23 protein-coding genes are annotated in these 23,211 nt (G+C 60.2%); 8 read left to right on the top strand and 15 right to left on the bottom strand.

Annotated features, from left to right (window positions below; all coding sequences use genetic code 11):
- The first annotated feature begins 21 nt into the window (after positions 1-21).
- Positions 22-2,673, top strand: a complete 2,652-nt coding sequence (gene alaS, locus B8783_RS10730) for an alanine--tRNA ligase (RefSeq protein ID WP_084420122.1) — start codon at positions 22-24, stop codon at positions 2,671-2,673.
- Here the strand turns inward: alaS and B8783_RS10725 are convergent.
- The 4 genes from B8783_RS10725 to B8783_RS10710 form a co-directional block, all read right to left on the bottom strand.
- The gene (locus B8783_RS10725; protein WP_084420121.1) at positions 2,670-3,335 is read right to left on the bottom strand and encodes a glutathione S-transferase; all 666 of its coding nucleotides are present in this window, start codon (positions 3,333-3,335) and stop codon (positions 2,670-2,672) included. The two genes, alaS and B8783_RS10725, sit on opposite strands and share 4 nt — an antisense overlap.
- A 2-nt stretch (positions 3,336-3,337) precedes the next feature.
- Entirely contained in the window at positions 3,338-3,739 is a 402-nt protein-coding gene (locus B8783_RS10720) for a GFA family protein (RefSeq protein WP_084420120.1), read from the bottom strand.
- Entirely contained in the window at positions 3,739-4,710 is a 972-nt protein-coding gene (gene trhO / locus B8783_RS10715) for an oxygen-dependent tRNA uridine(34) hydroxylase TrhO (RefSeq protein WP_084420119.1), read from the bottom strand. The genes B8783_RS10720 and trhO overlap by 1 nt, the downstream gene beginning before the upstream one ends.
- An 81-nt stretch (positions 4,711-4,791) precedes the next feature.
- A complete protein-coding gene (locus tag B8783_RS10710; protein ID WP_084420118.1) occupies positions 4,792-4,932 on the bottom strand; it encodes an entericidin A/B family lipoprotein in 141 nt (46 codons plus the stop codon).
- Between the two features lie 175 nt (positions 4,933-5,107).
- On the opposite strand from B8783_RS10710, the gene purQ reads away from it, so the two are divergent.
- Positions 5,108-5,770 (top strand): phosphoribosylformylglycinamidine synthase subunit PurQ, encoded by a 663-nt coding sequence (gene purQ / locus B8783_RS10705; protein ID WP_084420117.1) that lies wholly within the window; start codon positions 5,108-5,110, stop codon positions 5,768-5,770.
- Here the strand turns inward: purQ and B8783_RS10700 are convergent.
- Positions 5,759-6,916 carry a GNAT family N-acetyltransferase gene (locus tag B8783_RS10700; protein WP_084420116.1) on the bottom strand — a complete coding sequence of 386 codons (1,158 nt, stop codon included), beginning with the start codon at positions 6,914-6,916 and terminating at the stop codon, positions 5,759-5,761. The genes purQ and B8783_RS10700 overlap by 12 nt on opposite strands.
- Positions 6,917-7,074: 158 nt before the next feature.
- Between B8783_RS10700 and B8783_RS10695 the strand changes: the two genes are divergently transcribed.
- Complete coding sequence (locus B8783_RS10695) at positions 7,075-8,343, top strand: DUF3089 domain-containing protein (protein ID WP_084420115.1); 1,269 nt, start codon at positions 7,075-7,077, stop codon at positions 8,341-8,343.
- 17 nt (positions 8,344-8,360) lie between these two features.
- Here B8783_RS10695 and B8783_RS10690 read toward each other — a convergent pair whose 3' ends face one another.
- The 3 genes from B8783_RS10690 to B8783_RS10680 form a co-directional block, all read right to left on the bottom strand.
- On the bottom strand, positions 8,361-9,476 hold the full coding sequence (locus B8783_RS10690) for an FAD-dependent oxidoreductase (protein ID WP_084420114.1): 1,116 nt from the start codon (positions 9,474-9,476) through the stop codon (positions 8,361-8,363).
- Positions 9,477-9,650: 174 nt separating this feature from the next.
- Positions 9,651-10,262: a hypothetical protein gene (locus tag B8783_RS10685; RefSeq protein ID WP_084420113.1), complete on the bottom strand. Its 612-nt coding sequence runs from the start codon at positions 10,260-10,262 to the stop codon at positions 9,651-9,653.
- Between the two features lie 108 nt (positions 10,263-10,370).
- The gene (locus B8783_RS10680; RefSeq protein WP_084420112.1) at positions 10,371-10,736 is read right to left on the bottom strand and encodes a hypothetical protein; all 366 of its coding nucleotides are present in this window, start codon (positions 10,734-10,736) and stop codon (positions 10,371-10,373) included.
- Between the two features lie 134 nt (positions 10,737-10,870).
- Between B8783_RS10680 and purL the strand changes: the two genes are divergently transcribed.
- The gene (gene purL, locus B8783_RS10675) at positions 10,871-13,150 is read left to right on the top strand and encodes a phosphoribosylformylglycinamidine synthase subunit PurL (RefSeq protein WP_084420111.1); all 2,280 of its coding nucleotides are present in this window, start codon (positions 10,871-10,873) and stop codon (positions 13,148-13,150) included.
- A gap of 249 nt (positions 13,151-13,399) precedes the next feature.
- Here purL and B8783_RS10670 read toward each other — a convergent pair whose 3' ends face one another.
- On the bottom strand, positions 13,400-13,906 hold the full coding sequence (locus tag B8783_RS10670) for a DUF1993 domain-containing protein (RefSeq protein ID WP_084420110.1): 507 nt from the start codon (positions 13,904-13,906) through the stop codon (positions 13,400-13,402).
- Between the two features lie 219 nt (positions 13,907-14,125).
- Here B8783_RS10670 and B8783_RS10665 point away from each other — a divergent pair, with 219 nt between their 5' ends.
- On the top strand, positions 14,126-15,991 hold the full coding sequence (locus B8783_RS10665; RefSeq protein WP_084420109.1) for a M2 family metallopeptidase: 1,866 nt from the start codon (positions 14,126-14,128) through the stop codon (positions 15,989-15,991).
- A 54-nt stretch (positions 15,992-16,045) separates the two neighbouring features.
- Here the strand turns inward: B8783_RS10665 and B8783_RS10660 are convergent, their stop codons facing one another.
- Entirely contained in the window at positions 16,046-16,552 is a 507-nt protein-coding gene (locus B8783_RS10660) for a thermonuclease family protein (protein WP_233355750.1), read from the bottom strand.
- Between the two features lie 57 nt (positions 16,553-16,609).
- The gene (locus B8783_RS10655; protein ID WP_084420108.1) at positions 16,610-17,566 is read right to left on the bottom strand and encodes a M20/M25/M40 family metallo-hydrolase; all 957 of its coding nucleotides are present in this window, start codon (positions 17,564-17,566) and stop codon (positions 16,610-16,612) included.
- Positions 17,567-17,643: 77 nt separating this feature from the next.
- Between B8783_RS10655 and B8783_RS10650 the strand changes: the two genes are divergently transcribed.
- A complete protein-coding gene (locus tag B8783_RS10650) occupies positions 17,644-17,877 on the top strand; it encodes a BolA family protein (protein WP_084420107.1) in 234 nt (77 codons plus the stop codon).
- Between the two features lie 12 nt (positions 17,878-17,889).
- Here B8783_RS10650 and B8783_RS10645 read toward each other — a convergent pair whose 3' ends face one another.
- From B8783_RS10645 to B8783_RS10630, 4 genes are all read right to left on the bottom strand, one after another.
- Positions 17,890-18,381, bottom strand: a complete 492-nt coding sequence (locus B8783_RS10645) for an NAD(P)H-dependent oxidoreductase (RefSeq protein WP_084420106.1) — start codon at positions 18,379-18,381, stop codon at positions 17,890-17,892.
- 204 nt (positions 18,382-18,585) lie between these two features.
- Complete coding sequence (gene ychF / locus B8783_RS10640) at positions 18,586-19,683, bottom strand: redox-regulated ATPase YchF (RefSeq protein ID WP_084420105.1); 1,098 nt, start codon at positions 19,681-19,683, stop codon at positions 18,586-18,588.
- A gap of 104 nt (positions 19,684-19,787) precedes the next feature.
- Complete coding sequence (gene pth / locus B8783_RS10635) at positions 19,788-20,396, bottom strand: aminoacyl-tRNA hydrolase (protein ID WP_084420104.1); 609 nt, start codon at positions 20,394-20,396, stop codon at positions 19,788-19,790.
- A 77-nt stretch (positions 20,397-20,473) separates the two neighbouring features.
- The gene (locus tag B8783_RS10630) at positions 20,474-21,157 is read right to left on the bottom strand and encodes a 50S ribosomal protein L25/general stress protein Ctc (RefSeq protein WP_084420103.1); all 684 of its coding nucleotides are present in this window, start codon (positions 21,155-21,157) and stop codon (positions 20,474-20,476) included.
- Between the two features lie 201 nt (positions 21,158-21,358).
- Here B8783_RS10630 and B8783_RS10625 point away from each other — a divergent pair, with 201 nt between their 5' ends.
- Entirely contained in the window at positions 21,359-21,760 is a 402-nt protein-coding gene (locus B8783_RS10625; protein ID WP_084420102.1) for a BlaI/MecI/CopY family transcriptional regulator, read from the top strand.
- Positions 21,757-23,193 carry a M23/M56 family metallopeptidase gene (locus B8783_RS10620; protein ID WP_084420101.1) on the top strand — a complete coding sequence of 479 codons (1,437 nt, stop codon included), beginning with the start codon at positions 21,757-21,759 and terminating at the stop codon, positions 23,191-23,193. The genes B8783_RS10625 and B8783_RS10620 overlap by 4 nt, the downstream gene beginning before the upstream one ends.
- Positions 23,194-23,211 lie beyond the last annotated feature (18 nt).

The raw sequence follows: 23,211 nt of genomic DNA, 5'->3' as shown, positions 1-23,211 counted from the left end.
CAGACAGGGCCAGACAGATCAATGACGAGTGTCAATCAGCTTCGCGAATCCTTCCTCTCCTTCTTCGAAGGAAAAGGCCATGCGCGTCGCGCCTCTGCGCCGCTTGTGCCGGACCATGATCCTACGCTGCTCTTCGTGAATGCCGGCATGGTGCCGTTCAAGAACATCTTTACTGGCGCCGAAACGCCATTTGCGCCGCGCGCGACGACCTCGCAGAAATGCGTGCGCGCTGGCGGCAAGCATAATGACCTCGACAATGTCGGCTATACCGCGCGCCACCACACCTTCTTTGAGATGCTGGGCAATTTCTCGTTCGGCGACTATTTCAAGGACGACGCGATTGCCTTTGGCTGGGACCTGGTGACCAAAGAGCTTGGCCTGTCGAAAGACCGTCTGCTCGTTACCGTCTATGCTGAGGATGATGAAGCCGCTGCGATCTGGAAAAAGGTGGCTGGCCTGCCGGATGACCGGATTATCCGTATCGCGACCTCGGACAATTTCTGGTCGATGGGCGATACGGGGCCTTGTGGCCCTTGTTCGGAAATCTTCTTCGACCATGGCGATCACATCCCCGGCGGACCACCTGGATCACCCGATGAGGATGGCGACCGGTTCATCGAGATCTGGAACCTGGTCTTCATGCAATATGAGCAGCAGGCCGATGGCACGCGCACCGATTTGCCGAAGCCATCCATCGATACCGGCATGGGGCTTGAGCGCATGGCGGCCGTGCTGCAGGGCGTTCATAACAATTACGAGATCGATCTTTTCCAGAAGCTGATTGCGGCTGAAGAAGATGTGTATGGCGCAAAGGCGGTGGGCGATCAGCTGGCCTCCTTCCGCGTGATTGCTGACCATTTGCGCACATCGGCCTTCCTGATTGCCGATGGCGTGACGCCGTCGAATGAGGGCCGTGGCTATGTCCTGCGCCGGATCATGCGCCGCGCGATGCGCCACGGGCACATCCTCGGTGCACGTGAGCCGGCGATGTACAAGCTGGTCGGCGCGCTGACCGACGAGATGGGCGAGGCCTATCCGGAGCTGCGCCGCGCACAGCCCGCCATCGAGGCGGCGCTTGAGCAGGAAGAAGGCCGTTTCCAGCGTACGCTGGGGCGCGGCCTGGCCCTGCTTGATGAGGCGACGGGCGATCTGAAGTCCGGTGGCCAGCTCTCCGGCGACACGGCTTTCAAACTCTACGACACCTTTGGTTTCCCGATCGATCTGACGGCCGACATTCTGCGTGGGCGCGGCATGAGCGTTGATCAGGCAGGCTTTGATGCGGCCATGGACAATCAGAAGAAGGCTGCGCGCGAAGCCTGGTCAGGTTCGGGCGATTCAGGGTCGCAGGCGGTCTGGTTCAGAGTGCGCGACAAGGTCGGCGCAACTCAGTTCCTTGGCTATGAGGGCACGACAGGTGACGGCACGCTGAAAGCCATCGTCGCCGAGGGCGCGATGACCGACACGTTGTCCGGCGGAGACTGTGAGCTCGTCTTCGACAAGACGCCTTTCTATGCCGAAAGCGGCGGGCAGGCCGGCGACCGGGGTGAGATTCACTTCGCGTCCGGGGCACGCTTCATCGTGCGCGATGTGCAGAAACGCGCGGGCGATCTGCACGTCCATATCGGTGAGCTGACAGATGGCGAGATTTCGGTTGGCGACGAGGCCAAGCTGGAGGCGAGCTATGAGCGCCGTCAGCGTATTCGCGCCAATCACTCGGCGACGCACCTTCTGCATGCGGCCCTGCGCAATATTCTTGGGCCACATGTGACGCAGAAGGGCTCACTGGTTGAGGAAGACCGGCTGCGGTTTGACTTCTCGCATGGGGCGCCGGTGACAGGCGCCGAGATCGAAGCGATCGAAGACCAGGTGAACGCGATCATTCGCCAGAATGATGAGGCGACCATCGAGACGATGGCGCCTGATGAAGCCATTGAGGCCGGCGCACTGGCGCTGTTTGGCGAGAAATATGGCGACGAGGTGCGCGTGCTGTCGATGGGACAGGCACTGGAAGCAGATGACAAGCCGTATTCGGTTGAGCTTTGCGGCGGCACGCATGTGTCTCGTACGGGTGATATTGCGACCTTCGTTATTACGTCTGAGGGCGGTGTTTCGGCCGGTGTTCGCCGGATCGAGGCGGCGACCGGGGCAGAGGCGCTGAACTTCCTCAAAGGCCGCGCGCAGGTCGCGCTCGACCTTTCCGATCAGCTGAAAGTCCCGCTGAAGGATGTTGCCCGCAAGGTGGCGTCGCTTAGCGAGGAACGCCGCTCGCTGGAGCGCGAACTGGCAGACACCAAGCGCAAACTCGCCATGGGCGGGGGCGGCGGTGCAGCGCCAGCGGGCCCCGAAGAGATCAACGGCATGAAGCTGATCGCCCGCGTCGCAGAAGGCGTTGGCGGCAAGGATTTGCGCGGCCTGATCGATGAAGCCAAGGCGAAGATGGGCTCTGGCATTGCCGTGTTCATTGGCGTGAATGAAGGCAAGGCCGCAGTTGCGGTCGGCGTGACCGAGGATCTGGTTGGCCAGGTGTCGGCGGTTGATCTTGTGCGCGTTGCGGCCGCTGAAGTCGGCGGCAAGGGCGGCGGTGGCCGGCCTGATATGGCGCAGGCGGGCGGCCCGGATGGCGATAAGGCAGATGCCGCGCTCGACGCAGTCCGCAAGGCGCTGGCAGGCTAGCTCGCTGCGGGGAAGACCGGCTCAACGTCGCCGGTTTTCCATTGCTCAAACTTTGGCATGATGGATTTGAACCGGGCGCTTTCCAAATGCCCGGCGAGCCAGGCTTGCAGGTGCGGCAGCGGTGTCTTGTCGAACCAGCCGCGATCTGTGTTCGCGAACTGGCGAATGAAGGGCATCACGGCCATGTCGGCGAGGCAGATGCGGTCTCCAAAGAGTTGGCCCCGGCTTTCGAGGCGCTCATTCAGCGTTTGCAGAAATGGCATGGCTGCGGTGCGGTTGTCTTCCGAGACGGCGCCTTCATCGGCGTAGCGATTGGCGTATTTGTAGCGGTCGAGATGGTGCTTGAACGGGCCGTCGCAGGCCGCGATCAGCGCCATCATGTCATCGCTTTCGCCTTCTGGCGGGGTGAGCCAGTTTTCAGGATCATTCTTGCCAAGCGCGTGCAGCATGACGTCAAGGCTTTCATCTATGACCTCGCCGCCCTCCAGCACCAGCACGGGCACTGTGCCCTTGGGCGAGGCGTCCAGCATTTCGGCGGGTTTGTCGCGGAGGACGACTTCCCTCAGGCGGCACTCCAGTCCGGCAGACTGGATGGCGAGCCTCGCGCGCATCGCATAAGGGCAGCGGCGGAAGGAGTAGAGGACGGGACGTGTGGGCGACATGACTATTGGGGTGGTATTCCTTCTGGAAAGCTCGGCAGGTCTAGGCCAGGGTCATACCAGTCGGCGCAATCTGAGCGCCAGATATGGGCGAGTGGCCGGGTGGTGATGGGCGTATCGAGGCAGCCTAGCCTGAGCATAACAGTGGGCTGATTTTCGCGTTCGGCAAGAAGCTGCGACCCGCACACTTTACAAAAATGCCGGTATTTGCCGGGACTGGACTGAAATGCCGTCAGCAGTTCCTCGCCGGATGTCCAGTCAAAGGCCTCTCGCGAGACGGGCATCAGGGATGAGAAAGCCGAGGCATGCGCCTTGCGGCAGGTCTGACAGTGGCAATGAATGATCGGGCCAGCTTCAGCGTTGACCTGGTAGTGAACTGCGCCGCAGAGACAGCTACCTTCAAGCATTACGTGTCCCCGTTTGCTGGCTCTCGTTCCGGCTGACGTGGTTCGGATTTCGCGGTCCGGCCGATATGCGCTTCGCCGCGTTCACGGGCGAGACGGATCTGGCGCTGGCGCTCGGCGAAGCGGGCGCGCTGGTCATCGGTGAGGCTGTCATAACAGGCCGGGCAGGAAAGGCCGGGCTCAAAGCGCTCGTCCTGGCGCTGCTCGGCGCTGACCGGGGCCTGGCAGGCATGGCAGAGGGCGTAGTCGCCGATTTTCAGGCCGTGGCCGACGGAGACGCGCTGGTCAAAGACGAAGCACTCGCCTTGCCATTTGCTCTCCGGCTCCGGGACGGTCTCGAGATATTTGAGGATGCCGCCTTTCAGGTGGAACACCTCATCAATGCCTTCTGATTTTACAAAGCTGGTGGCTTTCTCACAGCGGATCCCGCCGGTGCAGAACATGGCGATCTTCGGCTTGCGGCCTTCGGCTTCGAGCTTCTGGCGGAACTCGCGGAACCAGTCCGGAAATTCGCGGAAGGCTTGCGTCTCCGGATCGATGGCGCCTTCGAAGGTGCCGATGCCGTATTCGTAATCATTGCGGGTATCGATGACGACGGTGTCGGGGTCGGTGATCAGCGCGTTCCAGTCTTCCGGGTCAACATAGGTGCCGACCAGCGACGTTGGATCAGTGTCAGGGACACCCATGGTGACGATCTCGCGCTTCAGACGCACTTTCAGGCGCCAGAAGGGCATCTCGTCGGCATGGCTTTCCTTGTGCTCAAGATCGGCGCAGCCGGGCAGTGCGCGAAGAATATCGAGCGCCGTATCCATCGCATCGCCTTCGACAGCGATGGTGCCGTTAAGGCCCTCGCTCGCGACAAGGACGGTGCCTTTGACGCCCAAGGGGGATAGCGCGGCATCGACGCTCGCGCGGATGTCGTCAGGCGCCTCGAAAGGCGTGAATTTATAGAAGGCAGAAACTCGAACGGTCATGCGACCAGCTTATGCCAGAGCAGACCGTCCAGTTCCAGTTTCAGGGGCAGATGGCGCATCTGTTTGATGCGCGCCCGTCTGTTAGTTCTTGGCTTCGTCAGCTTCACGGGCCAGCGCGTCGCCAGCGGTGGAAACATCTTCGCCAAAACCTTCGACCGTATTGCAGGCTGTCAGAATAGGCAGCGTGAAAAGGGTCAGGGCAACCAGGACAAGTTTCTTCATGAGCAGTTCTCCTCTAATGCCGGAAGATATCCACTGCGGATCCGGATTAGACAACATAAATCGCAAACGGGCCTGCGGTTCCCAAATTTAGCGTGTCTTAAATGCGGCAGCTGCTGCGTAATTTCTGCCAGTGCGACATTCCCAAACGGGCCGACTCCCTGCTAAAGGAGCAGCCATGAAAAGCGCAGTTATTGTCTTCCCCGGATCCAATTGTGACCGGGACGCTGAAGTGGCCCTCCATGAGGTGACCGGACAGGCTCCGGCCATGGTGTGGCACAAGGATGGGCAAATCCCGGACGGGACCGACCTTGTCATGGTGCCAGGTGGGTTTTCCTATGGCGACTATCTGCGCTGCGGCGCGATGGCGGCCAACTCGCCAGTGATCGGCGCGCTGAAGAAGCATGCCGAACGCGGCGGCTATGTCCTCGGTGTCTGCAATGGCTTTCAGGTGCTGACGGAAACGCAGCTGCTACCCGGCGCCCTGCTGCGCAATTCAGGCCTCGAATTTGTCTGCAAGCCGCAGGCGCTGAAGGTCGAGAATACCAATACGCCGTTCACAAGCGCTTATGCAGCCGGCAGTGACATCACCATTCCAATCGCGCACCATGACGGCAATTATGTTGCCGATGAAGAGACGCTGGAGCGACTTGAAGGCGAGGGCCGCGTGGCGTTCCGCTATAGCGGCAACCCAAACGGCTCCGCGCGCGATATTGCGGGCGTCCTGTCTGAAAATGGCCGTGTGCTTGGCTTGATGCCTCACCCGGAGCGGGCGATTGGTGGCCATGAAGGCGGCACCGATGGGCGCGGCATGTTCGAAAGCCTGCTGTCAACCGTCTGAGACGGTTTCGAGTCTCGCTGAGGCCTGAGGTTCGTTATCCGGCATCGGCTCTGAAAGCCTGAGCGCGAAAAAGAAGTCACCTTCAAAGCCGGTCGGCGTCCAGTTTTTTGCCATTTCGCCAGTCTCGTCTGCAAACCAGGCATGAGCCGGGTCGTAGCTAAAGCGACGCGACAGCTTGAGGCCGGTATGGCTAAAGACCTTGTCTGGAAAACGTGTTGCGAGGGGCAGACGCACCCGCGACAGACCGGCTTGCCGGGCAATCGATTGTGCCTCGCGGATCAATGTCTGAATGAGGCGGGCCGGGTCGCAGCCGGGGACTGTTTCAAGATCAATGACTTCCAGCTCTGCCGGTTCAAACGAGTTGGGCTTGGTCAGCGCAACCTGCATGATTGCGCTGAGAGATCGGCCTTCATTGAGGCCGATCAGCGCGATGCGGCCGGGGGCATCGGGGTCTGCCATCTGATATGCGTAGACCTCGCCGGTCCTTACAGGGGAAACCGTGGTGCCATCACCAACATGACGACCGAATTCATTGATGAGCGCAGCGTGATGCGGGGTTTCAGGCGCCAGGAACTGGGTCAATGGCTGGCTGAGGCTGTAATGATCCAGCCGGTCAAAACGGACCTTGAAGAATTCTCGCTTCGACAGGCGATCATATAGCTTTTCCTTGCGGGCGAGCCCGGACAAAGCGAGGCCCTTTGCCATGGTGATCGGCCGTATCGGCCATTCCATACGTTTGCGGCCTGCCTCGCCAAGCCAGGCGGTGAGGCCGATCTTCTTGTGAAACCGGCCAGCGAGGGCGTTATTGTTCAGCGAGTAAATCGCAGCGATGCCCGGTGTTTTGAGGGCCTTTCGCGCCAGGATGAAGCCCGCGCCGCGGCCTTCCGGGCTGGAGATGAAAGTGTGCCCGACGACCGCCTTTTCCAACTGGCCGTCGATCTTGAAGTCGCGCGCCTGCAGGCCGATCATCGCGACCGGCTTGCCCTCTTTCTCTTTCAGCAATCCAGCCGGAATGTCGCCCTGCTGCGGATTGCCAAAAAACGCCCAGTGAAGGCCGTCATGGCTGCGCTTCGGAAAGCCCGCCCGGGCGATCAGTTGCGCAATCGCCGGGATATCGTCTGGCTTTAATGGGCGGATTGAACTCATCTCTGATCTCACTGGCGAAACGGTCTCCTATCAGATCAAGACTCATCGTACCCTGAAGTAGACCATGTGAATTTTATCAAATCCTGAAAATCCTTTTGCGGCGCTGATATTATGGTTATGAGAGTTCACAACACTGAAGTCTTGGGAGGACTTAACGGATGAAATTACTCTGGACCGCGCTGCTGGCATCAACGGCTATTCTGGCTGGATGCAGCGAGCCAACCGATCAGGCCGATGCGGGCGACCCGCATGATCAGATGGAAGTGGCCGACACCGAAACGGATGTCAGCGCTGAGACGGAGGAGGCTGAAACTGCCGACGCGTCGGCGGACCCTGCCGATTTCGAGGTCACCAATTATGCCGAGATGGAGAACTGGCTGTGCCATCCGGACAAGGCGAATGACGCCTGCGATGTCGATCTCAGCTACACCATCGTCAATGCCGATGGCACGACCACGGCCGAGACGTTTGAAGCGGCCGAAAACCCGCCAATCGACTGCTTCTACATCTATCCGACCGTCTCCATGGATGAGACGGCGAATAGTGACCTGGAAGCCAATGATGAAGAATTGCGCGTTGCCGAAGGTCAGCTCGCCCGCTTTGCCGAGACCTGCCGGATCTATGCGCCGATGTATCGCCAGATCACGGTGCCGGAACTGCGCCGCGCGATGACGGGACAAGGGTTCACGGCGAATATGGACATGCGCTGGTCCGATGTGACAGGCGCCTGGAACGACTATGTCGAGAACGAGAATGATGGGCGCGGCGTCGTGATCCTTGGTCACTCGCAAGGCTCCAGCCTTGTTCAGGAGCTGGTGAAAAAGGAAATCGTCGGCTCTGAGATGGAAGACAAGATCGTGTCGGTCATGCCTATCGGTATTACGACTTATGCAGATGCGGACACCGGCAATTTCGGCCCGTTTGAGCCTTGTGCAGAGGCCTCGCAGACCGGCTGCATCATTGCTTATTCGTCCTACCGCTCGACCAATCCACCGCCCCCAACGGCGCTGTTCGGCAAAAGCGGACCGGCCGGCAATCGCGCGATGTGCGTCAACCCTGCAGAGCTGACCGGCGATGACGGCGTTCTGGATGCACGCCTGTCGTCAAAAGGCTGGTTTGGCGGTGCGGATGCCGAGTTCGCCAATGGCGAGGGTGTCGATACGCCGTTCGCGGCAGTGCCCGGCCTTCTGACAGCTAAATGTGTCGAGACAGACGGCTACACCTATCTTGAGATGACGGTGAATGGCGATCCAGCCGATCCGCGCGTCGATGACATTGACGGTGACGTGCCGGGGCCAACCGGTCCGAACCGGGATTGGGGCCTGCACTTGATCGACATGCACGCCGCCATGGGCAATCTGGTCGAGATTGTCAGTGCGCAGGCAGATACATGGGTGGCTGAGCACCCATCCGACACGCAAGAGTAACGCGGCCTGCGGACCGGTCAGGCCACCGCGCCAAGCCGGTCCGCCAATGCGGCGTGTCCCGTCACCATGCGGGAAATCTCTGCCCGGTCCGGTTCCATCGTGGAGACGCCAAACTCATGCGTGCCGCCGAGCACGAGTCCGGTCTTGCGCGGAAACATGTAGAGAATGCCCTCTGATGTCGGCGCGACATAGGAATAGGTGATTTCAGGTTGCGGCAAGAGGTGGGTGAGCTGTCCCTTGATAGGCCGGAGGCTTTCATCGCCGAACAGTGCGCCGGCCCCGAGGCCGGTGCAGTTCACGACGACACTTTCTTTCAGCGCCATGACGTCATCGATAGACCCAAATGACCGGCGCACGACTTTCGCGCCGGCGATTTGCGCATCCTTCAGAATGGCGTCGAGATAATAATCGGGGTCGATGATGAGCGCATTGAACCGCTGTTGATAGGCATAGCCGAACAGATTGCCCGATGTGCTGACGCTGAGTTGCGGGTAGATATCGTCGCCGCCGGGCAGTTCATCGCGCGCGGCCGGCACGCGCCGTCCAAGACTGTAATGATCGGCCCAGGACACGCCGTATCCCGGCCGGTTCACATAGGGCAGGAAGCCATAATAGGCGAGGCGGATGAGTTTGCGGTCCATATCGTGAAATTGCGGCGATGCGACGTCTTCATCGAAATAGCCGGTGGGCAGCCAGAGGACGCCAGCGACGTTGGAGGTGGTATGCGGGGGCAGGTCAGCGGCATAGATTGTGACGTCATGGCCGCGCCGCGCGAGGATCAGCGCCGACGTCAGCCCCTGTACGCCGCAGCCGAGCACGGCGACGTCTCGGGCGCGCGGGGCGCTTGCCATATCGGCCGCGACGGTTGCGGTGCCCCATGACATGGTCACGCCGCAGCCGCCATGGCCATAATTATGGATGACGGTCTTGTCGCCGAGCGTTTCGCTGTCCAGCCGGTAGCCTTCGGGGCGATAGGGCCTCAGGCCGACAACGGTGCGGGTCACGCGGTCCATTGAGGATTTGACCGGCGGGAGCTGTGCGGCGAACGATCTCGCGGCTTGCCCGGTCGGCGCGGTTGTGCAGGCCCCGAGCGTCGCAAGCCCCAAGCCGGATACAAAGTCTCGCCGTTTCATCCGTGTTATCCTGTCTTGCCCGTTTGGCGGGGTGTCTCGGGACATCAGAGTTCAATTATTCGGCGCGCGGTCAAGGGGCAGAGCGTGCGGTTTCAGGAATGGCTTATGGACAGGCACAAAAAAGGGCCGGAGCTTTCGCCGCCGGCCCTTTGGATTTGATCTGTCGGACAGGTCCTAATCGCCGGTTTCTTCCGACATGTCTTCGTCATCCATCGCCTCGGTGTCTTCAGCCATGGCAGGCTCTGGGCGGCAATCGTCAACAACGGTCTGCATTTCGTCGCTCAGCGGAATGACGATTTCATCCGAGCTGGTGCGTACGCGCAACGCGCCGTCGGCATTGGCAAGCGTGGCTGCAACATTGCTGGCTGGATCGAGCGAGCCGCCGACCATGGGCGTTTCCATGTCCAGTGGGACGATATCGATACTGCCATTCCCGGCCGAGGTGAGAAAGTCGAGCGTGTCGCCTGCGGCCTCGCCGCTAATGGCGCGCTGGAAGACCAGCGAATTGCCTTCGCCTTCGACCGAACTTGACCGGCAGATGACCTTGAAGACCGCTTCACTGTTTTCCGGACCGAACATGGCTGACGGGTCACCCCTGTCGTCAGCCGTGACCCAAACGCCATCCATTGTCTGGGTATTGACGGCAGGTGTCTCGACGGAGGCGGTATCGGTTGCTTCAGCCGGGTCAGACTGTGACGGGGCCGGCATGGTGTCACCGGTCTGGGCGGGCTCATTACCGCAGGCCGCCAGGGCCGCCGGGAGAAGAGCAAGCAGGATCAGTCGCATAATGTGTTCCTCTCAAAACTTTCGAACAGCAGCCAAACGCGGGGCATGTTTGAAAGTTGCGCACGATGTGCTGAGACAAACAAATATTGAGACGTCGCGCGAAAGAGTTCAGCTTTTCTGAAAGCGCTTTCTGTTTGCTTTTACCTTGGAACTATAGGGCTTTAGTCCCGCGGCCAGAATAGCATCTGTCGGATCCTTGGCGGCTTTGCCGGACATCATGGCGGTTGCAGCGTCCATGGCCGCTTCCATGCCCGCAACATTCATCGCGACAATGGATTGTTGGGCGGCGATCATCTTTTCAGACACCATGTCAGTGGCGTCGAACTGGTCCTGTGGGCGTGTCGAGAGCATCGACATCCAGAACTGGCTCATGCGGCTGGCGATCACGAAGGGGGCGCCCATCATGATGGCATTGGTTTCAGCCGTGGCGAGTGGGAACGCGCCTATTGGCTGGCGCTGGGTTTTCTTGGTCATTAATGGCCCCTTCCCTGAGGTTAGCCCCTAGTGAGCGCCTATTTCCGCCAATGTGCAAACGCTTTCTCCTGTGTTGCGAGATTCCTCGCATGTGACGCCTTCCGAATCCCCCGCTTGCGCGTTATGGAGCGGGCATGACAGACACATCCGCCATTCTCGCCTATCTTCAAGCTGAGCAGTCGCAGGCCGACGGCGCCGGACACGGCATCAATGCCGAGGAATGGGAGCGGCTTGTCTCCCGTCTCGGGCGAAATCCGAACCTTGTGGAACTGGGCATCTATTCGGTGATGTGGTCTGAGCACTGCTCCTACAAATCTTCGCGCCGTCACCTCTCGAAATTCCCGACCAAGAATGACCGCGTCATTCAGGGGCCAGGCGAGAATGCGGGCGTCATCGATATTGGCGATGGGCAGGCGGCGATCTTCAAGATGGAGTCGCACAATCACCCGTCCTATATCGAGCCCTATCAGGGCGCGGCGACGGGCGTTGGCGGCATTCTGCGTGACGTGTTCACCATGGGCGCGCGCCCGATTGCGCTGGTCAATGCACTGCGCTTTGGCTCTCCCGATCATCCGAAGACGCGCAGTCTTGTGGCTGGTGTGGTTGCGGGCATTGGCGGCTATGGCAATTGCGTCGGCGTGCCGACTGTGGCTGGCGAGACCCAGTTTGATGAGGGCTATAATGGCAATATCCTCGTCAATGCGATGGCCGTTGGCCTCGCTGATCAGGACAAGATTTTCTACGCGCGCGGCGCAACGCCCGGCAATCAGATCTTCTATGTCGGCTCCAAGACCGGCCGCGACGGGATTCATGGCGCGACCATGGCGTCGGCTGAATTCTCCGAAGGCGACGAGGAAAAGCGCCCGACCGTGCAGGTGGGTGACCCGTTCACCGAGAAACTGCTGATCGAGGCGTGTCTGGAGCTGATGGAAACCGACGCCATCCAGGCCATTCAGGATATGGGCGCCGCTGGCCTCACCTCCTCATCGGTCGAGATGGCCGACAAGGGCGGCATCGGCATTGAGATGGACCTCGACGCTGTGCCGCAGCGCGAAACCGGCATGACGGCCTACGAGATCATGCTGTCGGAAAGCCAGGAGCGGATGCTCATGGTGCTGAAGCCAGGCAAGGAAGATGTCGCCAAGGCGGTGTTCGAGAAATACGACCTTGATGCCGAAGTGATTGGTGTAACGACCGATACTGGCCGCATGGTGCTGAAGCAGTTTGGCGAGGTGGTGTGTGACATCCCCGTGCCGCCGCTGGCTGAAGACGCGCCGAATTATGACCGGCCATGGGTAGAGCCGAAGAAGCGCGCGCCACTCGATATTTCGAAATACCCTGAGCCTGATGATTATGCGCAAGTGCTTCTGAAGCTGATGTCGTCACCCGACATGGCGTCGAAGCGCTGGATCTGGGAGCAGTATGACCGCCATGTGATGGGCGATACGGTCGACAGCTCGCAGTCCATGGGCGACGCGGCGATTGTCCGCATCCACGGCACCAATAAAGCGCTGGCGATCTGTTCCGATTGCAACCCGCACTATGTCGCTGCCGATCCTTATGAAGGCGGCAAGGCGGTGGTGGCGGAAGCCTATCGCAACCTGTCAGCCGTCGGTGCGACGCCGATTGCGATCACCGATAATCTCAATTTCGGCAATCCGGAAAAGCCCGCCACGATGGGCTATATCGTGAAAGCTATCGAAGGCATGGCCGAAGCCTGCCGCGACCTCGACTTTCCGGTCGTGTCCGGCAATGTCAGCCTTTATAATGAGACCGATGGCGTCGCCATTCCGCCGACCCCTGTTGTGGGCGGTGTGGGGCTGATCGAAGACGTTTCCAAGATCGCGACGCTGAAAGGTGCGCAGGAGGGCGACGTGCTCATCCTCATCGGCGAGACGAAGGGGCACCTTGGCGCCTCGCTTTATGCGCGTGAATGGCTGGGCCTCAAGGGCGAGGAGCTCGGACCTCCGCCACCGGTAGATCTTGCGGTGGCCAAGACCACTTGTGAGTTCGTGCGCGGTCTTGTGCATACCGGCCGGGTTCATGGAATCCATGACGTGTCAGATGGCGGCGTCTTTTGCGCTGTCGCAGACCTTGCTCTGCAATCGGCTAAAGGCGTGTCTGTCTGGACCGATGTTCTGGAAGCGCCCCTGAAGGGCCACAAGCAGGCAGATGTCGCCGCGCTGTTTGGCGAAGATCAAGGCTGCTTCGTCTGCACGTTGGCCGCCGAGGACGCGGATGCTGCGCTAAGAGCGGCTGCGAAAGCAGGTGTTCCAGCCGTGACGTTTGGTGCGGTGAATACCGACGTGGCAGAGCTCGTCCTTGGCGAGAAAGACGTGCACGCACGCATTCCGCTCGAGACCCTGCGCGAGGCGCATGAAGGCTGGCTGCCGCGCTATATGCAGGGCGAATAGTCCTCGCGACGGCCGGGCCGAGGCGCCGTACTGCGCGGTTCTGCATTAAAATTTTACGTGGGGTGATCCGTCCACGCTTCGCTGGCGTATCTGTTGCCGTGAAGATGAGCGGTCCGCACTGTGTCCCCCACCTTGGCGGTGCCTCATCTTCGGCCCGCCCGTCCTGGTTAGCGCTTTCCCCCCCCCACTGGCTACCAGGACGGCGGTCCATTCATTCTGGCTGACTCATTCGCGTCTCTGCCCGAGATTTTATGCGGGCACCAGAAAGTCGCGTTTGCCAATCTTCACGCCCTGGGCGCGCAGGAGGGCGTACATGATGGCGGCGTGGAAGTGCAGGTTCGGCAGGACAAAGCTCGACAGATACTGGCGGCCTTCCATCTGCATGGTGTTCGGCCCCATCGGGATTTCGAGGGTGACGCGTTTATTTACGTCGATCGCTTCGTCCTCAATCGAGTTGACGAAGGCGAGCGCACCGTGACAGCGGGCAATCAGCTCATCAATTGTTGTCTCGGTGTCGGGAAAGCTCGGCACATCCTTGCGGGCCAACCGGGCTGCGCCGCGCGCGACGGTGTCGCAAGCAATCTGGACCTGACGGCTCAGCGGATGCATGTCCGGGAAGACGCGGGCTGAGAGATAGACCGCCTCATCAACTTCGGCTTCTGCTGCGTGGGCCTTGGTCTTTTCCAGAATGCTGGCCATCGCACCGAGTGTCTGGGCCGATGATGATTTCAGGATGTAGGAAATAGTCTCGCTCATAGTGTGATCCTCCCTATAGCGTCCGGGCGGATATGGGCGTGGGGTAGCGCCGCACCAAGGCGTATTCGCGTCGGCTCAGCGCTTTCATGTGCACATCGCTGTCGTGCTGTCGGAAAGAACGGCAAGAATTTTGCGCCAAGAAGCCATGAAAATGGAAGCTGTGCCATTGACCTTCGGCCCGGTTGCGGCTTCGTTTGCGACCTTCATGGAGGTCCCCAGATGAAATCAATCTTGCTTTCAAGCAGCGCTGCTGCGCTTAGCCTGGCCATTCTTGCCGGCTGTACAAATACCAAGTCCGACGATGTTCCACCGGCCGAAGTGCCGATGCCGCCAGTGGAAAATGCTGGCCCAACCGTTGCGGACGCCGAAGCGTTCATCGCCCGCGCCGAGTCTGAAATGGCGGCCATGTCGAAAGAGATCAGCCCGATCTTCTGGGAGCAGGCGACCAATATCACAGATGAGACGAATGCCGCCGCCGCCGAAGCCGGGGCGCGCGCAACCAAGATGGCTGTCTCTCTCGCCAATGAATCCAAACAGTTCAACGATGTAGATCTGCCACCGGCGCTTGAGCGCAAGATGAAGCGGCTGCAGTCGGGCGTCACAATTCCGGCTCCGTCGACAGACGGCGCTGCTGAGGAACTGTCCGAGATCACCACCGGTCTCGACGCGGCCTATGGCACCGGCAAGTTCACCTATAAGGGAGAGGAACTGAACCTTGATCAGCTGTCGACCATTATCGAGACGAGCCGTGACCCGGAAGAGCTGAAAGCCGTCTGGGAAGGCTGGCGCACGATCTCGCCGCCGATGAAGGATGACTATGCCCGCATGGTCGAGATCGCCAATGAAGGCGCGACCGAGCTTGGCTATGACAATCTGAAAACGATGTGGCTCTCCAATTACGACATGGAGCCGGAAGAGATGTCGGCCGAGGTCGAGCGCCTCTGGACGCAGGTTGAGCCGCTTTACAAGGAGCTGCACTGCTATGTCCGCGCTGAGCTGAACGCCGAATATGGCGACGAGGTGCAGCCTGCGACCGGCCCGATCCGGGCTGACCTGCTTGGCAATATGTGGTCGCAGAGCTGGTCGAGCATCTATCCGGTCGTCGCGCCGGAAGGCCTGCCGGGACAGGGCTATGACCTGACCGAAGAGCTGGTTGAGAAGGGCTATGACCCGATCAAGATGGTCGAGACCGGAGAAGCGTTCTTCACCTCGCTTGGGCTTGCGCCGCTGCCAGAGACGTTCTGGGAGCGATCAATGATCGTGCGCCCACCTGCGCCGCGCGAGGTCGTCTGTCATGCCTCTGCATGGGACCTTGATGACGAGGAAGACGTGCGCATCAAGATGTGCACCGAGGTGAATGCGGAAGACTTCTACACCGTCCACCATGAGCTGGGGCATAATTTCTACCAGCGCGCCTACAAGGATCAGGACTATCTATACAAGTCCGGCGCCCATGACGGTTTCCATGAAGCGATTGGCGACTTTATCGCTCTGTCGATCACGCCGTCCTATCTGGTTGATATCGGCCTCATCACTGAAGATCAGGTGCCGGGTGCGGATGCGGACACGGCATTGTTGCTGAACACTGCGCTCGACAAGATTGCTTTCCTGCCCTTCGCGCTGACGGTCGATAGCTGGCGCTGGGATGTTCTCGACGGCACGACGCCGCCTGAGGACTACAACGCAGACTGGTGGGAAAAGCGCACCAAGTATCAGGGCATTGTCCCGCCGGGGCCGCGGCCTGCCGATGCGTTTGATCCGGGCGCGAAGTATCACATTCCCGGCAACACGCCGTATCTGCGCTACTTCCTGAGCTACATTATGCAGTTCCAGTTCCACGAAGCGGCCTGTGAGCAGGCTGGCTGGGAAGGCCCGCTGCACCGTTGCTCGATCTATGGAAACGAGGAAGTTGGTTCGCGTTTCAATGCGATGATGGAAATGGGCGCATCCGAGCCATGGCCGGACGTTCTTGAAACCTTCACCGGCACGCGTGAAATGGACGGCTCAGCGATTGTCGCGTATTTCGACCCGCTGATGACCTATCTGAAGGAAGAGAATGCAGGCCGGTCCTGCGGCTGGGACTAGTTAGTCGTCCAGTTTGAACAGAGCGCCCGCAGCCCTTTCAGGTTGCGGGCGTTTTTATGCCTGGCACCAGCCCTGACGGTGGTTGCCCCATTTGTGGGCAAGACCTTCGCTGACGAGGCTGCGGCCAACCGACCGGCCATCGACCCGCGCGATCCGTAATGTGCGGCCATATCTGTCGGTTTCACGCGTGCCGGAGTGGGCAAGCTCAACCTCGCCGGTGTTCAGAAGCTCTGCGAGCCGCAGGGTGGCCTGCCGGCCAAGCTCTTTTTCGGCCCTGCACTTTGGCGAGAAGACTTCCGGCGCATCGATGTCGGCGAGGCGCACCTTGTCGCCATTCGCCCAGATTGTGTCGCCATCGACAACGCAGTTAAGGCGCGGGCCATCTCCGCACATCGAGAAATAGACGGGCCCAAGCGTTTCGGAGGAGGTGTCGTCCGGGCGCATCCAGTAGGAGACGGCAATCGCAGCGATCAGCAGCACCAGAATAGGGCCGAGCGAGACGTCGCCGCCCTGCAGGCTGATCCAGCGTTTGAAGAAGACGTTCTTGATGAGCGTTTGCATGCCCGGCGCTCCGATTTGGATGCGCCGACAGGTGCTCTTAAAAAGTTACCAGTGCGTTTACGGTTGGGCGGCGACCCAGTCGTCAACGGCGCGTGCGAGGAGGATGGCGGTGTCTACCGAGCGGGCGAAAATGGCCGGATCGACCTTGTCGCTTTCATCTGTGGGCTGGTGATAGTCGGCATGGTCTTCAACGCCGAGATAGAGGATCGGAATGCCCGCTTCCAGGAAGGGGGCATGGTCTGACTGGAGCGACCAGTCCTGATCGCCCCATTCGGGGCTGTCATGGCCCATTAGCAGGGTGAGGGGGGCTTCCTGCGCCACGCTCTCAATGACAGGCTTAAGCGCCGGGAAATGATAGGTGCCAACAGCGTAGATCTCTCCCTTGTCGGCGCGCGAGACCATGTCGAGATTAAGGTTGAAGGCTGGTGGGGCATCGCTGCCAGCCTCGACAAAGGCCTTGGAGCCGCCAAAGCCCTTTTCCTCTGCATCGAAGAAGGCGAACACGACGTCGTTTTCGGGCGGGGACGCCTGAAAGCTTGCGAGGATTTCGAAAAGCGCGGCAACACCGGAGGCGTTGTCGTCTGCGCCGTTGTAAATCTCGCCATCATGCTCGCCGAGATGATCGAAGTGGGCGGACATGATGATGGTTTTGGCATCTTCGGATGTGCCGGGCACGATGGCCAGAATGTTTGTGCCGGTACGCGTGGTTTCGTATTTCGCGGCGCTGGTGAACGTCGTTCGGTATCCGGTCTCGCCCGCTGGCTCAGCCTTCATCTCGGTGAGACGGTTTTCGATGTACTCGATCGCGCGCTGATTGCCCGGCTCACCGGTTTCGCGGCCCGCCATCTCGTCTGATGCCAGCGTTTCCAATGTCGCGAAGGCGCGGGCAGCGTCATGCAATTGCGCTGCGTAGAGCGCAGGCTCTGTCGCAATGCTGGTGGTGGCTGTGCTGTCGGTTTGGGGCGCGGTGCAGGCGGCCGCCATGAAGAGAATCACAATACACAGACGCTTCATCTTGGACTCCTGATCGCGGCCAGTGGGTTGACGCTAAACCGATTGGACGCCATGTGCCAGCGCAAGGAGACACCGATATGGCAATGGATCGCGAAACGCTCGAAGCGCACCTGACAGAGGCTTTTCCGGAAGCTGAAATCGTGTTGACGGATTTGGCGGGTGACAATGATCACTGGCAGGCCGAAATCGTGTCGCCGCAATTTGCCGGCATGCCGCGTGTGCGCCAGCATCAGCTGGTTTATGCCGCGCTGAAGGGCAAGATGGGCGGCGAGCTGCACGCCCTCGCGCTGAAGACTCGCGCGCCGGACTAGGCTTCCGAGCCTCTAGAAAACACCCATTGAAAGCCCGGCGGCCATGGCGGCGCCAAGGTCGCGGCATTTTTGTAGGTCGGACTCACTGATCGTCTTGTCGGCGAGGATTTGTTCTGTTGTCTGCGCGTGCGTGCAGATGATGAAGGGCTCCTGCGCGATTTTCAGGCGCCAGCCCTTGGCGATGCGGGCGGTCTGTTTCATCGCGTTTTCGCCATCAGATCCTGCGCAGATCATCTGGGCGTAGGGGCGCCCTTCGATCTTGCCGAGCACCTCATAATAGGTGCGGTCAAAAAACTCTTTCATGCCGCCTGCAATGGCGGCGAGGTTTTCCGGCGCGCAGAAGATGTAGCCGTCGGCGCCCAGTAGGTCTTGCGCACCCGCCTCGGTGGCAAATTTCAAAACGGTTTCAGTGCCGTCTTCAGCTTGCGCAGCTTCGAACGCGGCCTTGGCCATCTGCTCGGCCCCGCCTGTACGGGAGAAATAGACGATGAGGAGTTTGGGCATGGGGCGAGTTTAACCAGCTGATTGTTTCAGCCAAGATGGAACAGTCATGCGTCACTCTCGATGAGCCGAAAGGCTCATCTGAGAGCCTATCTCCCGCCATCACCCCAATCGCTTGCCTCTATGACAGGAGATGGGCCCTCTGACCGCGTCCTTCGACAAGCTCAGGATGAGGCGGTCGAGGGTGACGCGTCTCCTGAAGTGCCGCTAGACGTTAAACCGGAAGTGCAGGACGTCGCCTTCCTTGACGATGTATTCCTTGCCTTCCTGGCGCATCTTGCCGGCTTCCTTGGCCGCGCTTTCGCCGCCGAGGTTGACGAAGTCATCATAGGCAATGGTTTCGGCGCGGATGAAACCTTTTTCAAAGTCGCCATGGATGACGCCAGCCGCTTGCGGCGCGGTCCAGCCCTGGCGGATTGTCCAGGCGCGGGCTTCTTTGGGGCCGACCGTGAAATAGGTCTGCAGGCCGAGCAGTTTGTAGCCGGAATGGATGAGGCGGTTGAGGCCGGGTTCGTCAAGGCCCTGCATCTCAAGGAATTCGGCGCGTTCGGCCGGTTCGAGCACCGCCATTTCGGCCTCTATCTGGGCTGAGATGACGACAGCTTCTGCGCCTTCCTTGGCGGCGCGCTCCATCACCATTTCGGAATATTTGTTGCCCGTGGCGGCGCTGTCTTCGTCGACGTTTGCGACGAGCAGGACAGGCTTGGCGGTCAGGAGCTGGAGCATACGCCAGTTCTTGCGGTCTTCCTTCGGCACGTCGGCCATACGGGCCGGGCGGCCTTCATTGAGTTCCGCCAGCGCCAGATCCAGCAGGACCAGCGTTTCCTTGGCGTCTTTCTCGCCGGACTTGGCTTTCTTCTCGACGCCTGCACGGCGTTTTTCGAGGCTTTCCATGTCCGCGATCATCAGCTCTGTCTCGACGATATCGAGATCCGCGATCGGGTCGACGCGGCCAGCGACATGAGTGATGTCATCATCGTCAAAGCAGCGCAGGACATAGATGATGGCGTCGGTTTCGCGGATATTGGCGAGGAACTGGTTGCCGAGGCCTTCGCCCTTGGACGCGCCTTCGACCAGGCCAGCAATATCAACGAAGTTCATGCGGGCCGGAATGATCTCTTTCGAGCCTGCGACCTCTGCCAGTTTGGACAGGCGCGGCTCTGGCACGGCAACCTCGCCGACATTCGGCTCAATCGTGCAGAACGGATAGTTCGCGGCCTGGGCTGCGGCTGTCTGGGTCAGCGCATTGAAGAGAGTGGACTTGCCAACGTTCGGCAGGCCGACGATTCCGCACTTGAATCCCATGGGGGCGCTCCTTGATCTTTGTTCTGGCGCGCGGCTTAGCGCATTTTGCCCGCAAGGGCAGGGGGTTTCGTGTTGGTCAGCTGGTTTTCGCAGGCTTTAGCCGGTCAGCCAGCCTGTTTCGGGTCATGCTTGGGCGCGGGGGCGAGACGCATCACTTCTGTCTGGTAGCGCCCCTCATCTTCCTCGAACATCAAGGGCAGGGCGCGCGAGCAGGCATCGAGCAGCGCGTCCAGCCAGTCTTTCTCGGCCTTGGCAAAGTCAGACAGGACGTAGGGCATGACGAGCGATTTGTCGCCCGGATGGCCAACGCCCATCCTCACCCGGCGCACCTCTGGAGAGAGATGCGACAGCATGGAGCGAACCCCATTATTGCCCGAGTGACCACCGCCGCGCTTGATGCGGACACGGCCGGGCGCAAGGTCAATCTCGTCATGGAAGACTGTGACGTCTTCCGGTCCGAGCTTGTAGAAGCGGGCAGCTTCACCTGCAGCGCGGCCTGTCTCATTGTAGAAGGTCTGTGGTTTGAGCAGCAAAAGTTTGACCGGGCCGCTGGACGTCTTGATCGTGCCTTCAGCGGTCTGGCTCTGGAAGCGGGATTTCCAGGGGCCGAAATTATAGTCGGCAGCAATCCTGTCGATTGCCATGAAGCCGATATTATGCCGGTTGCCAGCATATTTGGCGCCGGGATTGCCCTGTCCTGCAAGGATATGCATCACAGGCTCCACTGTCTGCGTTGGTGTTGGCCCCGACGGGCCGGGCTGGCCTTTCAGCCAGCCCAGAACCCTGCGGACTATTCCTTGGATTCTGCTTCGCCTTCGGCGTCGCCTTCACCATCTTCATCGGTCTGGTTGATGGCTTCGACCTCATCGGCCTCTGCTTCTTCTTCCGCCGTCTCGTCGACTACCTTGGCCATGCGGCCAACGATGGTCGCGATGGTGAAGTCGCGGTCGGTGATGGTTGGCTCTGCGCCTTCTGGAAGCTCGATGTCCGAAATCTTGACGTTGTCGGAGATGTCGAGACCTTCAAGGTCTGCCGTCAGGTAATCAGGGATGCTGTCGGCACGGACGTTCAGCTCAACCGTGTGACGCACAACGTTCAGGGCGCCGCCGCGCTTGAGGCCCTTACACTTCTCTTCATTGATGAAGTGAACTGCAACTTCGACCGAGATGACCTGGCTTGCTTTGACGCGGTAGAGGTCAACATGGATCGGCATGTCGGTGACCGGGTGCAGCTGGATCGCTTGCGGGATAACGAGCTGCTTCTTGCCTTCGTGAACGAGGTTCGCTGTGGAGGTCAGGAACTGGCCGGTATTGATGGCCTTGATCACTTCGTTCAGCTTCAGCGTGATTGCGACCGGATCGTCGCCGCCGCCATAAAGGACGCCTGGGACCATAGCATTGCGGCGGGCTTCGCGTGCGCCGCCCTTACCGGTACGTTCACGCACTTCGACATTAAGACTGATACTGCTCGACATGTTTTTTCCTTTCGTCCTGAAGTCCGCCGCCGGTCTCTTCCGGTCGGTGACAGCCTGACAGGCACGGCCTTGCGCCGTCCTTTCGAAGCGGGGGCATTACAACAGGCGCGCCAAGTTCGCAACGGCTGAACTGAATGAGGCTTGACGACAACGCCGCTACATGTGTAACAAGCTACATATGTAACGTGGAAGGGTCACCACATGTCGAAACCGAATGCATCTGAACTTGTCATTTTGAAATACCTCTGGTCAGCCGGGCGGCGAACCGCGCGGGAAATCCATGAGGCAGTCGCGCCGGGCCAAGGGTGGCAATTGTCCACCACGCGCACCGTCATCAACCGGATGGAAGCCAAGGGCTGGGTGAAGCGGGACGGGGAGTCCGCTGATGCTGCAGCCTTCTATGTCGCGGTTCTGGACCGGGTGAAAACGCTGGGAGAGCTGGTGCGCCAGCTTGCGCGGCAGGTTCTGGACCTGAAAGGCCCGCTGCCAGCCGCCCTGTTTGCCGACAGCCCGCACCTGTCTGAGAGCGAGCTGGAGGAACTTGAGGCGATTATCAATGCGGCTGAGGGGGCCGAAAAAGAGAATGAGCGGGGCAAAAAGTGAGCGTTGCCTGGTTTATAATTGTTTCGCTGCTGTGGACGAGCGCCCTGGCGGGCGGTGCCAGCCTGCTGACCAATGGCCGTATCAATGCGCGGTTCGCGCAGACGGTCTGGCGGGGCGCGGCCTTGCTCGCGGTGCTTCCGCTTCTGATTGTTCCGTTATTGTCCCTGATGCCGGCTGAGTTGCCGTCCGCCTTGCCGGACCTGCCTTATGTTGAGCCTGCCGCAGGCGCTGTCAGCACGGCATCGGCCAGTCTGCAGTCCGCTGTGTCCGGGCCGGAATGGAATTGGACAGCGCCGGCACTTCTCGGTGTGCTCATAGCTGGCTGGCTTGGCCGTGCCGTCTTCTTTTTGCTGGGCCAGGCAAGGCTCCAGCGTCTGAAATCCCGCTCGAGACCTATCGATGCAACTATCGATAACCTTTCCCTGACACTCCAAGGTTTCGAGCGGGTACCTGCGCTTCGTCAGATTGAAGGAGGCTCGCCCTTTGTCGCGGGCATTCTGGACCGGGCCATCTATGTGCCGCAAGGCCTGGAGACGCCGGGCGATCTGCGCCAGATCGTGATCCATGAATGCGTGCATGTTCGCCGCGGCGATCTGGTGACGCGCCCGATAGAGCGACTGGTGGCGGATATTTTCTGGTTCTCGCCCTTCGCCTGGATGATGCGGCGCGAGCTCGATTTCTGGCGCGAGGCCGTGTGCGATGAGATCGCTTCAAACCTTAGCGGAGACCGGATCGGTTATGCCCGCACGCTGGCCTATGCGGCCCGTCTGAGTGCGCCGACGCGGGCTTTGCCTGTTGCGGCCTTTATCCTGCCGCGCAAAAGCGCGCTTCCGAAGCGGCTCTCGCGTTTGCTGGAAGGTGGACCGACGCGCAGCCGTCCCGGTGTGGCGATTGCGGCTTCGGTGTTCGCGCTGTCCCTTGCGCCATTTGCGCTGGCTGAGGCAGGCAAGGAAGCGCCTTTGCGCATTGAAAATGCGGGCGTGAAAGACGTGGAATTCTCCCATGCGGTGATCAATAGTCCGAAGGCCCGTATCAGCAGCCGGTTTGGCAAGCGGCCGGACCCATTCAGCAACACAATCAAGTGGCATAAGGGGACAGACATCGCGGCGCCGAAGGGCACACCGGTCTACACCCCATCCTGCGGAACTGTGGTCTTCTCCGGCTACAAGGTGAACTATGGCGAGACAATCGAGATCGCTTTCTCCGATGGCAGCCATATGCGGTTCGCACAGCTCGCTGATCGCGACGTTGAAGTGGGCGAGGAGGTGGCTGTCGGCACGCAGATCGGCACGGTCGGTATGTCTGGCCGGGCGACAGGCCCGCACCTGCATCTGGAGCACTGGACCATAACCAAGGATAAGGACGGCATTTCCAAGCTGAAGCCGAGCGATCCGTCGAAGTCCGAGGGACTTGTCCTGATGGCGGGTGGGTAGCTGCTAGAGATTCAGTGC

Origin of the sequence: Henriciella litoralis (genome assembly GCF_002088935.1) — a bacterium.
Taxonomy (GTDB): Bacteria; Pseudomonadota; Alphaproteobacteria; order Caulobacterales; family Hyphomonadaceae; genus Henriciella; species Henriciella litoralis.
The sequence above is the reverse complement of the archived record's forward strand: the minus strand, read 5'-3'. Positions and strand labels throughout refer to the sequence as shown.

Excerpts from the sequence above, each read along its gene's own strand:
- purL (WP_084420111.1), top strand. The coding sequence starts at position 10,871 with ATGACAGACACATCCGCCATTCTCGCCTATCTTCAAGCTGAGCAGTCG.
- B8783_RS10685 (WP_084420113.1), bottom strand. The coding sequence starts at position 10,262 with ATGCGACTGATCCTGCTTGCTCTTCTCCCGGCGGCCCTGGCGGCCTGC.
- B8783_RS10650 (WP_084420107.1), top strand. The coding sequence starts at position 17,644 with ATGGCAATGGATCGCGAAACGCTCGAAGCGCACCTGACAGAGGCTTTT.
- B8783_RS10725 (WP_084420121.1), bottom strand. The coding sequence starts at position 3,335 with ATGTCGCCCACACGTCCCGTCCTCTACTCCTTCCGCCGCTGCCCTTAT.
- B8783_RS10710 (WP_084420118.1), bottom strand. The coding sequence starts at position 4,932 with ATGAAGAAACTTGTCCTGGTTGCCCTGACCCTTTTCACGCTGCCTATT.
- B8783_RS10690 (WP_084420114.1), bottom strand. The coding sequence starts at position 9,476 with ATGAAACGGCGAGACTTTGTATCCGGCTTGGGGCTTGCGACGCTCGGG.
- B8783_RS10655 (WP_084420108.1), bottom strand. The coding sequence starts at position 17,566 with ATGAAGCGTCTGTGTATTGTGATTCTCTTCATGGCGGCCGCCTGCACC.
- B8783_RS10645 (WP_084420106.1), bottom strand. The coding sequence starts at position 18,381 with ATGCCCAAACTCCTCATCGTCTATTTCTCCCGTACAGGCGGGGCCGAG.
- trhO (WP_084420119.1), bottom strand. The coding sequence starts at position 4,710 with ATGACCGTTCGAGTTTCTGCCTTCTATAAATTCACGCCTTTCGAGGCG.
- B8783_RS10630 (WP_084420103.1), bottom strand. The coding sequence starts at position 21,157 with ATGTCGAGCAGTATCAGTCTTAATGTCGAAGTGCGTGAACGTACCGGT.
- B8783_RS10660 (WP_233355750.1), bottom strand. The coding sequence starts at position 16,552 with ATGCAAACGCTCATCAAGAACGTCTTCTTCAAACGCTGGATCAGCCTG.
- pth (WP_084420104.1), bottom strand. The coding sequence starts at position 20,396 with ATGCATATCCTTGCAGGACAGGGCAATCCCGGCGCCAAATATGCTGGC.
- ychF (WP_084420105.1), bottom strand. The coding sequence starts at position 19,683 with ATGGGATTCAAGTGCGGAATCGTCGGCCTGCCGAACGTTGGCAAGTCC.
- B8783_RS10680 (WP_084420112.1), bottom strand. The coding sequence starts at position 10,736 with ATGACCAAGAAAACCCAGCGCCAGCCAATAGGCGCGTTCCCACTCGCC.
- B8783_RS10720 (WP_084420120.1), bottom strand. The coding sequence starts at position 3,739 with ATGCTTGAAGGTAGCTGTCTCTGCGGCGCAGTTCACTACCAGGTCAAC.
- B8783_RS10625 (WP_084420102.1), top strand. The coding sequence starts at position 21,359 with ATGTCGAAACCGAATGCATCTGAACTTGTCATTTTGAAATACCTCTGG.
- purQ (WP_084420117.1), top strand. The coding sequence starts at position 5,108 with ATGAAAAGCGCAGTTATTGTCTTCCCCGGATCCAATTGTGACCGGGAC.
- B8783_RS10670 (WP_084420110.1), bottom strand. The coding sequence starts at position 13,906 with ATGAGCGAGACTATTTCCTACATCCTGAAATCATCATCGGCCCAGACA.
- B8783_RS10700 (WP_084420116.1), bottom strand. The coding sequence starts at position 6,916 with ATGAGTTCAATCCGCCCATTAAAGCCAGACGATATCCCGGCGATTGCG.
- B8783_RS10695 (WP_084420115.1), top strand. The coding sequence starts at position 7,075 with ATGAAATTACTCTGGACCGCGCTGCTGGCATCAACGGCTATTCTGGCT.
- B8783_RS10665 (WP_084420109.1), top strand. The coding sequence starts at position 14,126 with ATGAAATCAATCTTGCTTTCAAGCAGCGCTGCTGCGCTTAGCCTGGCC.
- alaS (WP_084420122.1), top strand. The coding sequence starts at position 22 with ATGACGAGTGTCAATCAGCTTCGCGAATCCTTCCTCTCCTTCTTCGAA.